A 12,751-nucleotide genomic window follows, 5' to 3' on the forward strand; every position below is an offset into this window, starting at 1 on the left:
ATAAATCCGGAACTGTTTTTTACAAGACCTCACTATTTGTTCAGCATATAACAAGCGATACTTTTTGCCTGACTTTTATTTGTCTGGCGGTGGTGTACCGCTATTTTATTATTACCTCGTGTTAACCCAGGGAGCTTTAGACCATGCATAAACGTTATCTCGATTGTTGTGCGTCAGAGTTGGCATATATCGATCGCCAGGGATTACTGGAGTCATTGCGCGCCAGTGAAGGACGGATCCTGATCAGCGAAACTATTGGTGCCGTGCAGCCAATGTTAATGGGGATCACCAATGCCGAGCTGGCCGCCAGCCAGGGGGCCGATTTACTGCTGCTGAACCTGTTTGATGTCGATAAGCCGCAGATCCAGGGATTGCCGCTCGGTATTGCCCCCGAGCATTGCCTGCGTGAATTGCAACGCCTGACGGGCAGAGTGATTGGCGTCAATCTGGAAGCGGTCGATCCCGACTTTAAAGATACGCATGGTGAATTTTGGGCGGCCACCAAGGGGCGTCTAGCCACCGCCGAGAATGCCAGAAAACTGGTGGAGTTGGGGGCAAAGTTTGTGGTGTTAACCGGTAATCCCGGTAATGGCATCAGTAATGAAACTATCGGCCACTGTTTGCAGGAGATCCGCCAGGCAGCTGGTGACAGCCTGGTGATAGTCGCTGGCAAAATGCATGCGGCGGGAATTTTGGCTCGTGGCGGGGAGAAAATTATTACCTGTGAAGATGTCAGCACTTTTGTGGCCAAAGGTGCCGATATTGTGCTGTTGCCTGCGCCCGGTACTGTCCCGGGTATCAGCCAGCAATATATAGAACAACTGGTGACTCATGCCCACCAATTGGGAGCGATGACCCTGACGGCCATTGGTACCTCCCAGGAAGGCGCCAGCGTTGAGACCATCCGCCAAATTGCCCTGATGTGCAAAATGACCGGTACCGACCTGCATCATATCGGTGATACCGGCTACACCGGCATGGCATTGCCGGAAAATATTATGGCCTACAGTGTGGCGATCCGCGGTATCCGCCATACCTATAGCCGTATGGCCCGTTCGATAAATCGCTAAAGCGCAACTTCCGTATTGATGTATATGTTAGTACCTTGGCTGACCTCACAACACCTCACCTATTCCCCCGAATATTAAGGTGCTCCAGCCTTGCCGGCGTCAGACAGATAATTGACGCCGGTTTTTTTTAGCTGAACGCTGTTACTGTCAGCCAAATCCCTTAGCGCAATCCCTGCAGTTTGTCGTTAAACGGCGTCAGATCGCCAAGATTTTCACTGATCCACTGCGGATTATAATAAGTGTGCAGGTAGCGTTCACCGCTGTCGCATAGCAAGGTGACAATCGCGCCTTTTTCTCCTCTTTCACGCATCTCTTCCGCCAACTGTAGTGCGCCCCAGACGTTGGTGCCGGTGGATCCACCGACTTTTCTGCCCAGTATCTTTTCCAGCCAATGCAGGGTGGCGACACTGGCCGCATCCGGCACTCGCAGCATGCGATCAATCACACTGGGTATAAAAGAGGGTTCGGCCCGCGGACGACCAATACCTTCAATTCTGCTGCTGCATTGAGCGGTCAGGCTACGGGTTTTCTGCTCAAAGCAGTCGTAGAACACCGAGTTTTCCGGATCGACTACCACTAATTCGGTCTGGTGCCCCTGATAGCGAATATAGCGTCCCAGCGTAGCCGAGGTGCCGCCGGTGCCGGCGCTCATCACCAGATAGCGGGGGACCGGATGGGGTTCCCGAGCCATCTGACGGAAAATACTGTCGGCAATATTATTGTTGCCGCGCCAGTCAGTGGCGCGTTCGGCGTAGGTGAACTGATCCATATAATGGCCGTTTAACTCTTTGGCCAGTTGTTCTGATGCGGCATAAATTTGGCCGGAGTTATCGACAAAATGGCAGCGGCCACCATAAAACTCGATTTGCTGAATTTTACGCGGTGCGGTGCAGGCAGGCATCACGGCAATAAAGGGTAAGCCAAGCAGTCGGGCAAAATAGGCTTCAGAGATGGCGGTGCTGCCGGAGGAGGCCTCGATAATCGGCGTATTCTCTTTGATCCAGCCATTGCACAGGCCATATAAAAACAGCGAGCGTGCCAGACGGTGTTTTAGACTGCCGCTCGGATGGGTGCTTTCATCTTTCAGGTAGAGTGAAATCCCGGGGAAATCGGCAATATTCAGGCGGATAAGATGAGTATCGGCGGAGCGCTGAAAATCGGCGTCGATCTCTTTGATGGCATTTTTTACCCAGGCGTTGGTCATTCTCGCGTCCACAACAAATAAACAGGATAGGCCATAGATTACCTCGCTCGCTCGGGAAAAAAGTTGCTATTTTTAATCATAAAAGGCAATTTTATAGAAAGATTTTCTCCATGGGGCCGATATGATAGATAAAATTGATCGCAAGCTGCTGGCGCTGTTGCAAGAAGATTGCACGCTTTCCCTTAATGAGCTGGCCGAGGCGGTCAATCTGACCACCACCCCCTGCTGGAAAAGGATCAAACGGCTGGAAGAAGAAGGGATCATCCGCGCCAAAGTCGCGCTGCTGGACAGCGAAAAACTGGGCCTCAGCCTGACCGCTTTTGTGCTGATCAAAACGCAGCAGCACAGCAGTCAGTGGTATCAGGCTTTTGTCGAACAGGTTGAGTCTTTTCCCGAAGTGTTGTCGTTTTATCGTATGGCGGGGGAGTATGATTATCTGATGCAAGTGCAGGTAGCGGATATGAAAAGCTACGACAACTTCTATAAAAAGCTGGTTAATGCCGTACCGGGATTACTCGACGTGACCTCAAGCTTTGCCATGGAAAGGATCAAGTCCACCACCCACTTGCCTCTTTAAGTGAAAAAATAGTATCGATGAGATCGGTGATAGGTATTATCCTAGAGCTTGTATACGATATCTCGCATACCTGCAGTACAGCCCCTGCACTTAATAAAAATTGAAAAACAAAAAATGGAAAAATCTGCGTGAGACTGTTTGCCCAATTAGCCTGGTACTTCCGTCGCGAATGGCAACGTTATCTGGGGGCCGTCGCGCTTCTTATCATCATTGCCGTGCTGCAATTATTACCGCCAAAACTGGTTGGTATTATTATTGATGGTGTCACGGCGAAATCTCTGTCGACCGGCAAACTCTTTGCCTGGCTTGGCCTGATGCTGGCTACGGCCATTTTGGTCTATCTGCTGCGTTATGTCTGGCGTGTGCTGCTGTTTGGTGCCTCTTATCAACTCGCGGTTGAACTGCGACAAAATTTTTATCAGCAGCTTAGCCGCCAGCATCCCGCCTTCTATTTGCGTCATCGTACCGGTGACCTGATTGCCCGCGCCACCAACGATGTCGACCGTGTGGTGTTTGCCGCCGGGGAAGGGGTATTGACGCTGGTGGATTCCCTGGTGATGGGACTGGTGGTGCTGGTGGTGATGGCCACGCAGATCAGCTGGCAGTTAACCCTGCTTTCTCTGGTGCCGATGCCGATTATGGCGATAGTGATTAAAGGCTATGGCGATCAGCTTCACCAGCGTTTTAAAGTTGCGCAAGCGGCTTTCTCCTCGTTAAACGACCAGGCGCAGGAGAGTTTGACCAGCATTCGCATGATCAAAGCCTTTGGTCTGGAAAACCATCAGTCCTCGCAGTTTGCTGAGGTGGCCGCTGATACCGGTATTAAAAATCTGCACGTTGCCCGCGTCGATGCCCGTTTTGATCCGACGATTTATGTCTCTATTGGCGTGGCCAATATGATTGCCATCGGCGGCGGCAGTTGGATGGTGGTTCATGGTCATTTGACCCTTGGACAACTGACCAGCTTTGTTATGTATTTGGGGTTGATGATTTGGCCGATGTTGGCGTTGGCGTGGATGTTCAATATCGTCGAACGCGGTAGCGCCGCCTATAGTCGTATTCGCAGCCTGTTGCAGGAAGCCCCGTCGGTGGTGGATGGTACCCGCACGCTGTCGGCCGAGCGCGGTGTGCTCGAGGTGAATATTGCCCGTTTCAATTATCCGCTAAACCCTGTGCCCGCGTTGCACGATGTGCAATTTCGCCTGGCGCCCGGCCAGATATTGGGGCTTTGTGGCCCCACCGGTTCAGGGAAAAGTACGCTGTTGACCCTGCTGCAACGCCAGTTTGATATCAGCGAAGGGGAGATCCTCTATCAGGGTATCGCCTTAAGCGAGATCCGTCTTGACGACTGGCGCTCTCGGCTGGCAGTGGTAAGCCAGACGCCATTTCTGTTTTCCGATACTGTGGCACAAAATATTGCCCTGGGGCGGCCCAATGCCACCCGTGCAGAAATAGAACAGGCGGCAATAAAAGCCTGCGTTCATGAAGATATTTTGCGATTACCGCAGGGATACGAGACTGAAGTGGGTGAACGCGGTGTGATGCTGTCCGGCGGGCAGAAACAGCGTATTGCCATTGCCCGGGCGTTGCTGCTTGATGCAGAGATCCTGATCCTTGATGATGCGCTCTCGGCGGTTGATGGTCGCACTGAACATCAAATTCTGCAAAATTTACGCCAGTGGGGCGATGGCAAAACGGTGATTATCAGTGCTCATCGCCTGTCTGCCCTGGTTGATGCTGCCGAAATTTTAGTGTTTAACCACGGTCATCTGCTACAGCGCGGCAGCCATGACAGCCTGGCAGTCTCTGCCGGTTGGTACCGCGATATGTATCGTTATCAGCAACTTGAAGCGGCATTGGATGATGTTCCTGCCCAAGCGGAGCCTCTGGTCTCATGAGTGCCACTTTAGCTAACGCCCAAGGCGTCAAAAAAACCAAAATATGGCCAACGCTCAAACGGTTGCTGGTCTACGGTAAAACCTACCGCCGCCCGCTGGCTATTGCCGTGATTATGCTGTGGGTCGCCGCCGCCGCCGAGGTGTTGGGGCCGATCATTATCAGCTATTTTATCGATAACTTTGTCGCCAAGGGCAATATGCCGCTGGCAATGGTCAGCGTGCTGGCGCTCAGTTTTCTGTTTTTACAGATCCTCGCCGCAGGTCTGCATTATTCCCAGGCCCTGTTGTTTAACCGCGCGGCGGTGGGGGTAGTGCAACGCCTACGTACCGACGTGATGGATGCGGCGCTGCGCCAGCCGCTAAGCGCTTTTGATACGCAACCGGTAGGGCAGTTGATTTCGCGCGTCACCAACGACACTGAAGTGATCCGCGATCTTTACGTTACCGTGGTCTCTACCGTACTGCGCAGCATTGCGCTGATCGGCGCCATGCTGGTAGCGATGTTTTTACTCGACTGGCGTATGGCGCTGGTTGCCATATGTATTTTCCCGGCAGTGCTGGTGGTGATGGCACTCTATCAAATATACAGCACGCCGGTGGTACGCCAGGTACGCAGCTATCTGGCTGATATCAATGATGGCTTTAACGAAGTTATTAATGGCATGGGGGTGGTGCAACAGTTCCGTCAGCAGCAGCGTTTTGGTGAACGCCTGAGTCGTGCCAGCCAGTCTCATTATCTGGCGCGCATGAAGACGCTGAAGCTGGAAGGTTTTTTGCTGCGGCCTTTGCTTAGTCTGTTTGCATCGCTGATCCTCTGTGGGTTGTTGGTGCTGTTTGGCTTTAGTGCCGAAGGCAGTATTGGCGTCGGGGTGCTTTATGCCTTTATCAACTACCTTTCACGCCTTAATGAGCCGTTGATCGCCTTGACCTCGCAGCAGTCGATCCTGCAGCAGGCGGTGGTTGCCGGAGAACGCATTTTTGACTTGATGGATCGTGTTCAGCAACAGTATGGCGAGGATAGTCAACCGTTGACCGGCGGTGACATTGTTATCCGCGATCTGAGTTTTGCCTATCAGCCAGGCAAATGGGTATTGGAAAATATTTCACTGCAGGTCGCCTCCCGTGGTTTTGTCGCCCTGGTGGGCCATACCGGCAGCGGTAAAAGCACACTGGCCAATTTGCTGATGGGCTACTATCCGCTGGACAAGGGGGAGATCCTGCTCAATGGGCGTTCGTTGACCTCGCTGTCTCATGCCTGCTTGCGCAAAGGTGTCGCCATGGTGCAGCAGGACCCGGTCGTGTTGGCGGATACGGTATTGGCCAATATTACTCTCGGTCGCGATGTCGATGAACAACAGGCCTGGCTGGCGCTGGAAACGGTGCAATTGGCACCGCTGGTGCGCTTAATGCCTGAAGGTATCCATACCCGGCTTGGGGAACAGGGTAACAATCTCTCCGTCGGGCAGAAGCAATTGTTGGCGATGGCACGCGTTCTGGTGCAAGCGCCGGAGATTTTGATCCTCGACGAGGCAACGGCCAATATTGACTCGGGCACTGAGCAGGCCATTTCCCGTGCACTACGAGCGATCAGGCAACGAACTACCCTGGTGGTCATTGCCCACCGACTTTCCACCATTGTCGAGGCGGATAATATTCTGGTTTTACATCGCGGTCAGGCGGTCGAGCAGGGCAGCCATTTACAGCTTTTACAACAAAAAGGCCGCTATTATCAAATGTATCAGTTACAACTGGTTGGCGAGGAATTAGCTTCTTCGCAACAAGTCGCGCTGTCGCCGCCGAACTGACCTGATGGCTGTCCAACCTCTCTAAGGGAGGTCGGTCAGCCAGTTTTTCTTGCCGTTGTTTTTCACTTCTCGCACCATCATCAGGCAAAGCCTTTGTCACCTCTCACTGCTATGCACCTTTATGGCATGGAATGCACCAAAATGGTGCTTTCCTCACTGGGTTTTATGGCTTAAAACCGCAAACAACCCAGGTTCTTGCTGCGGTGATTAATCCGAAAATGCCGCTAGCCGGGGTTAATTTGCTGAATCATCACTTCTATTCAACTATGGCACAGCCTTTGCTTTAACCATCTCGTATCGGGCGTGAGTCTCATCACGATAAGCTCTTAATTCGAGGAGTGGCAAAATGAAGCTGGTTACTGTGGTGATCAAACCTTTCAAGCTGGAGGACGTGCGTGAAGCACTGTCTGCTGTAGGAATTCAAGGGCTGACCGTGACTGAAGTCAAAGGGTTTGGTCGCCAAAAAGGACATGCAGAGCTGTATCGTGGTGCTGAATACAGCGTCAACTTTCTTCCAAAAGTAAAAATTGATATCGCAATCGCTGATGATCAACTTGATGAAGTTATCGATGTGATCAGTAAAGCGGCCTACACCGGCAAGATCGGTGATGGCAAAATTTTCGTTGCTGAATTGCAACGCGTTATTCGCATCCGTACCGGCGAAACCGACGAAGCAGCACTGTAATTACAGGCTCGGGATATTAGAACTCTTATATTTAGAGTAATAGGGGTAGATTGATAATGAAAAAACTTTTATCCATGATGGGGCTGGCTGCAGTAGCCATGCTGCCAACGCTGGCAATGGCGGCCGATCCGGTTGCCAATGGCGCTGATAATGCCTTCATGATGATTTGTACTGCACTGGTGCTGTTTATGACCGTCCCAGGCGTGGCACTGTTTTACGGCGGTTTGCTGCGTTCGAAAAACGTATTGTCGATGTTGACTCAGGTCATCGTCACTTTTGCTCTGGTTTGCGTGTTGTGGATGCTTTATGGCTACAGCGTAGCCTTCAGCGAAGGCAATGCATTCTTCGGTGGCTTCAGCAATGTCATGCTTAAAGGCATTACGCTGACGTCGGTCAGCGGCACTTTTGCGCAGTTTATTCACGTTGCTTTCCAATGCTCTTTCGCCGCCATTACGGTTGCGCTGGTGGTTGGCGGTATCGCGGAACGTGTGCGTTTCTCTGCGGTGCTGATCTTTACTGTTATCTGGCTGACTTTCTCTTATCTGCCAATTGCACATATGGTGTGGGCAAATGGTTTCCTGGCCGCAGATGGCGCGCTGGACTTTGCCGGTGGTACCGTTGTGCATATCAACGCCGCGAGCGCTGGTCTGGTTGGTGCTTATCTGTTGGGCAAACGTGCGGGCTTCGGTAAAGAAGCATTTAAACCACACAACCTGCCAATGGTATTTACCGGTGCTTCTATCCTGTATGTGGGCTGGTTCGGCTTTAACGCCGGTTCTGCCAGTGCAGCAAGCGCGGTAGCAGCCCTGGCGTTCCTGAACACGGTAATGGCAACTGCGGGCGCAATCCTGTCATGGGTGCTGATTGAGTGGATGGTTCGCGGTAAACCTTCATTGCTGGGTGCTTCTTCTGGTGCCATTGCTGGCCTGGTTGCCATCACTCCGGCTTGTGGTACCGTCGGCGTGGGTGGTGCATTGGTTATCGGTTTGATTGGTGGCGTAGCTGGTCTGTGGGGTGTTGTTACCCTGAAGAAATGGCTGAACGTGGATGATAGCTGTGATGTGTTCGGTGTGCATGGCGTGTGCGGTATTGTCGGTTGTCTGCTGACTGGCGTGTTTACTGCCAGCTCACTGGGCGGCACCGGTTATGCCGAAGGCGTTACCATGGGTCACCAGGTGTGGATCCAGCTGCTGAGCGTTATTATCACGCTGGTCTGGTCAAGCGTTGTTGCCTTTATCGCTTACAAAGTCGCTGATATGATCGTCGGTCTGCGTGTTCCTGAAGAACAGGAACGTGAAGGTCTGGACGTAAACAGCCACGGCGAAAATGCTTACAACCAATAAGCTAAACTCATCGCCTGTTAACGGGTAATGAGCAGATAGCAAAAGGGGGCGATAATATCGCCCCCTTTTTCATGTGCATTTTTGCTGTAAATTGACGACCTTGGGTTATGTCGGCGCTAAAATTCTACGGCGTCTGCCGTTGGCGGATCACCCCTTCCTGCACCGTTGACGCCACCAATATCCCTTCCCGCGTATAGAACTGCCCCCTGACAAAACCGCGAGCGCCCGACGCCGAGGTGCTTTCAACGCTGTACAGCAGCCATTCATCCATGCGGAAAGGGCGGTGGAACCACATTGAATGGTCGATGGTGGCGACTTGCATGCCTGGCTCAAGAAAACCGATACCATGCGGCTGTAGCGCGGTAGGCAGGAAATTGAAGTCAGACGCGTAGCCCAGCAGGTATTGATGGATGCGTAAATCGTCCGGCATTGCTCCATTGGCTCTAAACCAGACGGCACGCTGCGGCTCCTCTTTTTGCCCCTGCAGCGGGTTATGAAATTTAACCGGACGCATTTCAATCGGCTTTTGGCCGATAAATTTTTCTCTGACTTTTTCCGGGATCAGATGGCCCAGATTTTTGGCAATATCGGATTCCGACAGCAGGGTTTCCGGTGCCGGCACATCGGGCATGGTATTTTGGTGTTCAAATCCCGGTTCCTGACTTTGGAAAGAGGCAGTCATATAAAATATGGGTTTGCCATTCTGTACCGCTTTTACCCGGCGGGCGCTGAAACTGTTGCCATCGCGCAGAATTTCGACGTCGTAAACGATCGGCTTGGCGCTATCCCCAGGCCGCAGAAAGTAGCTATGAAAAGAGTGGATGCCGCGATCCGTGGGCACTGTCTGCTTGGCTGCATATAGCGCCTGACCAACCACCTGACCACCAAAAACCTGTCTTAAGCCGAGATCTTCGCTTTGGCCACGAAACAACCCTTCTTCTATTTTTTCCAGATTCAGCAAATCCAGTAGATTTTGTAATGCCTGACTCATAGGTGGCCTCGTGAAAGTTAACTGTTTATACCCTAAATAAATCTGCCGATAGGGTCAAAAGACATGACCAGATGCCTTTGCAAATACCGGCTATAACCGCGACGCCAGAAGTAAAGGTTAGTCTTTTCTGTTCAGAATGTTCTCATAATGCCAGAGTGCCCAATGGAACCTTCTGGCGGCAAATCGCTACTAACCCGCTGTCATAGCGAGATTTATTCAATTTATGATAGTGGATACTTTTTGTCACGAAAAGTGTAAATTATCTCAGGGGAAGGAAGATCCCAGATTTATGTGCCATAGTTATTAGCAGGAGTGGTCAAAACTACTACTCCAATCAAATCGGCATATAGAACCAGACGTCGACAAGATGATAATAAAAAAGGAGATCCATCAATGAAATTTTGGCAGATAGTAGGTGGAACCGCGCTGTCCTTAGCTCTTGCAAGTTGTGCTACACATCAACAGACACCGCCGCCAGTCCCACCAAATTCTTCAGCGAGCCCATCAACTCAGCCCGCTATTACCGGACCTAATGTTTCCGGTATCGTCAATATCTCACAACGCGTTGCGTTACCGCCGGATGCGGTATTAACCGTTACCTTGTCAGATGCTTCAATGGCTGATGCCCCTTCACGTGTTATTGCGCAAAAAGTGGCGCGCACCGAAGGTAAGCAGGCACCTTTCAGCTTTATACTGCCGTATAACCCACAGGATATTCAGCCCAACGCTCATATCATCCTGAGTGCGGCGATCACGGTTAACGGTCAAATGACCTTTATTACCGATAATATTAAAGAAGTGATTAACGGTGCGCAGGGTACCCGCGCTGACTTGCAGTTGGTGCCAGTGGCCTCAGTGCCGGTTACCACCAAGCCATCCGCGTTGGGGCCGTTGAGTAATCCGAGTAATCCCGGGTTAGAGAGTCAACCTGCACCGGTAAGTACCACGCCTGCGCAACCAATGTACTAACGATCTATCGTTAGTCGGGCAAGATAAAAACAGCGTCTGCCATGCAGACGCTGAGTTTGATGACAGAGTCGTCTTGATGATCGAGATACCCGGGCATAGCACACCTAGGGGCGCTCCGGCGGGCAAGCCCGCTACGACCCCAACGGTGCACTCTCCCTAATAACGGACTTTGTCAGCAGTCTGAGCGTCTGCCATGCAGACGCTGTTTTTTATGTCGAGTAGCCAATCTTCTGACTCAGCCTTGCCAGCCATATTTCAGCAGATCTATCTTGCCTTGCGCAAAGATGATGCCTTCGGCCAGCAACGCCTGACGCTGTCGTTTAAAATCTTCCCCCTGTAATGAAATCTCCCCATGGCGATTAACCACCCGATGCCAGGGCAAGGTGCTGCCTGGCGGCAGCTTTTTTAATACGCCACCTACTTGCCTCGCCGCACGCGGAGAGCCAGCCATACGCGCTACAGCACCGTAGGTGGTGACCTGTCCCAGGGGGATGGCCGCGATAATATGAAAAACCCGTTGGCGGAAATTGTCGATTTCAGACATGCACAGCTCACTGGCGAAAATAATCTGCGATGATTGTATAAGAAAACGACGGTTGTCGGCAGTTAACTTGCATTTGGCAGGGGCATCGCTGATAATGCCCACCGCTTCGCAGTTTGGAAGCCGTCAACGTCAATGGAGGCCCTGTTGGTTCTCCCGCAACGCTAACTTGTTAACCAGGTCAGGTCCGGAAGGAAGCAGCCATAGCAGGTGTCGTGTGTGCCGGGATGTAGCTGGCAGGGCCTCCACCAATTTCAGCCCTGCCTCGTTTTTATCAATGATGCGTCAGCGTCGCAAAATAGTAGACCAGCGGGATCGCCAGCAGATAAAGACTGAGCGGTACTTCGCGTCCCTTTCCTGCCACCACCTTGATTGCCACATAAAACAGTAAGCCTGCCGCAATACCTGTGCCGAAGCTATTGGCAATCAGCGTTGCCATCACCATCATCAGAACCGGCAGTCCCTCGGTAAAATTGCCCAGATCGACTTTGCGCAGGCCGCTGAACATATTCAGGCCGATTAAGATCAATGCTGGCGCGGTGGCCTCTTTGGGGATCATCAGGGCAATGGGTGTTAACACCAGGGTCAACAGGAACATCACGGCGGCGGCCAGCGCTGTCAGCCCGGTTTTGCCTCCGGCTTCGGCCGCGGCTGAGGATTCAATCAACGCCGTTGCTGCCGGTATTCCCAGCAGCGGACCGAGCGCTGCGGCAATCGAGTCAATCATAAACGGCCGGTTGATCTGCGGCATATTCCCTTGTTGATCCAACAGACCGGCTTCGCCCCCCACCGCCAGTGTAGTGCCCATGGTCGAGAAAAACTCCGACGCAAAAAAGATAAACAGGAAGGGCAGGAAGGCAATATTGACGGCACCTAACAGATCAATTTTCCCCAGCAGCGGGGTGAGGGTATGGGGGAGAGCGATCCATTGTGTCGGCAGTGAGGTAATACCAACAGGGATACCGGCCAGCGTGGCCAGCAGTATGGCCCATAATATGGCACCAGGCACCCGCCGCGCCTGCAGGCCAATGGCGATCAGCAGGCCAGCCAGGGCAATCAGCGCACCGGGAGAGGTAAAGTCGCCAAGTCCGAGTGAATGAGTTTTGGCATTGGCGAGTACCAGCCCGGCATTGCGAAAGCCCAGTAGCGCCACGAAAATACCAATGGATGCCGTCAGACCCAGTTTGATCGACGCCGGGATCGAGCGGGTGACGACCTCGCGCAGCCCCAGCACGGTCAGGGCAAAAAACAGAATGCCGGACCAACAGGCAATCCCCAGGCCAATCGGCCAACTAATACCGTCTCCCGCCAGCGTGATGCCCACCAGCACCGATCCGCCAATGCCGGGACCGACCATAAAAGGCAGATTGGCGTAAAACGCCATCAACAGGCTGCCGAATACCAGCACCAGAATGGTGCCGGTTAGCGCCGCCCCTTTATCAATGCCGCCGACGGCCAGCAGGCCGGGGATCACCACCAACAGATAGGCCGCGGCTAAAAAGCCGGTGATCCCCGCCAGACATTCGGTCTTGATCGTGGTTTGGCGTTGTTGAAGCTTGAATCGTCTTTGCAGCCAGCTTTCGCTGGCCAGCGCCGGCGCTTGTTTTACGGATGTCTCGGTCATGCGGCAGTCCCCTGAAAAAAAACGTATAAATTGTTATCAGCGCC

11 protein-coding genes and 1 other RNA gene are annotated in these 12,751 nt (G+C 52.5%); 8 read left to right on the plus strand and 4 right to left on the minus strand.

The annotated features are described in order from the left end of the window. Positions 1-143 precede the first annotated feature (143 nt). Complete coding sequence (locus GW590_RS04485; protein WP_169401826.1) at positions 144-1,070, plus strand: DUF7916 family protein; 927 nt, start codon at positions 144-146, stop codon at positions 1,068-1,070. 160 nt (positions 1,071-1,230) lie between these two features. On the opposite strand, the gene GW590_RS04490 is transcribed toward GW590_RS04485, so the two are convergent. Beyond that, positions 1,231-2,274, minus strand: coding sequence for a PLP-dependent cysteine synthase family protein (locus GW590_RS04490; protein ID WP_169401827.1), 1,044 nt, complete (start codon positions 2,272-2,274; stop codon positions 1,231-1,233). A gap of 121 nt (positions 2,275-2,395) precedes the next feature. Here GW590_RS04490 and GW590_RS04495 point away from each other — a divergent pair, with 121 nt between their 5' ends. From GW590_RS04495 to amtB, 5 genes are all read left to right on the plus strand, one after another. Then, the gene (locus GW590_RS04495; protein WP_169401828.1) at positions 2,396-2,851 is read left to right on the plus strand and encodes an Lrp/AsnC family transcriptional regulator; all 456 of its coding nucleotides are present in this window, start codon (positions 2,396-2,398) and stop codon (positions 2,849-2,851) included. 128 nt (positions 2,852-2,979) lie between these two features. Continuing rightward, positions 2,980-4,749: a SmdA family multidrug ABC transporter permease/ATP-binding protein gene (locus tag GW590_RS04500; protein ID WP_169401829.1), complete on the plus strand. Its 1,770-nt coding sequence runs from the start codon at positions 2,980-2,982 to the stop codon at positions 4,747-4,749. Beyond that, entirely contained in the window at positions 4,746-6,554 is a 1,809-nt protein-coding gene (locus tag GW590_RS04505) for a SmdB family multidrug efflux ABC transporter permease/ATP-binding protein (protein WP_169401830.1), read from the plus strand. Before GW590_RS04500 ends, GW590_RS04505 begins: the two co-directional genes overlap by 4 nt. A 346-nt stretch (positions 6,555-6,900) precedes the next feature. Beyond that, positions 6,901-7,239, plus strand: coding sequence for a P-II family nitrogen regulator (gene glnK / locus GW590_RS04510; protein ID WP_009639071.1), 339 nt, complete (start codon positions 6,901-6,903; stop codon positions 7,237-7,239). A gap of 56 nt (positions 7,240-7,295) precedes the next feature. After that, positions 7,296-8,582 (plus strand): ammonium transporter AmtB, encoded by a 1,287-nt coding sequence (amtB, locus tag GW590_RS04515; protein ID WP_169401831.1) that lies wholly within the window; start codon positions 7,296-7,298, stop codon positions 8,580-8,582. 124 nt (positions 8,583-8,706) lie between these two features. Here amtB and tesB read toward each other — a convergent pair whose 3' ends face one another. After that, positions 8,707-9,573, minus strand: a complete 867-nt coding sequence (tesB, locus tag GW590_RS04520) for an acyl-CoA thioesterase II (RefSeq protein WP_169401832.1) — start codon at positions 9,571-9,573, stop codon at positions 8,707-8,709. Between the two features lie 393 nt (positions 9,574-9,966). On the opposite strand from tesB, the gene GW590_RS04525 reads away from it, so the two are divergent. Continuing rightward, positions 9,967-10,542, plus strand: a complete 576-nt coding sequence (locus GW590_RS04525; RefSeq protein ID WP_169401833.1) for a YbaY family lipoprotein — start codon at positions 9,967-9,969, stop codon at positions 10,540-10,542. A gap of 235 nt (positions 10,543-10,777) precedes the next feature. Here GW590_RS04525 and GW590_RS04530 read toward each other — a convergent pair whose 3' ends face one another. Further along, on the minus strand, positions 10,778-11,086 hold the full coding sequence (locus tag GW590_RS04530) for an MGMT family protein (RefSeq protein ID WP_169401834.1): 309 nt from the start codon (positions 11,084-11,086) through the stop codon (positions 10,778-10,780). A gap of 142 nt (positions 11,087-11,228) precedes the next feature. Here GW590_RS04530 and ffs point away from each other — a divergent pair. Continuing rightward, positions 11,229-11,325: signal recognition particle sRNA small type (gene ffs, locus GW590_RS04535), an RNA gene on the plus strand. Positions 11,326-11,357: 32 nt separating this feature from the next. On the opposite strand, the gene GW590_RS04540 is transcribed toward ffs, so the two are convergent. After that, positions 11,358-12,707 carry an NCS2 family permease gene (locus GW590_RS04540; protein ID WP_169401835.1) on the minus strand — a complete coding sequence of 450 codons (1,350 nt, stop codon included), beginning with the start codon at positions 12,705-12,707 and terminating at the stop codon, positions 11,358-11,360. Positions 12,708-12,751 lie beyond the last annotated feature (44 nt).

Source organism: Rouxiella aceris (assembly GCF_012933545.1).
GTDB classification, from domain to species: Bacteria; Pseudomonadota; Gammaproteobacteria; order Enterobacterales; family Enterobacteriaceae; genus Rouxiella; species Rouxiella aceris.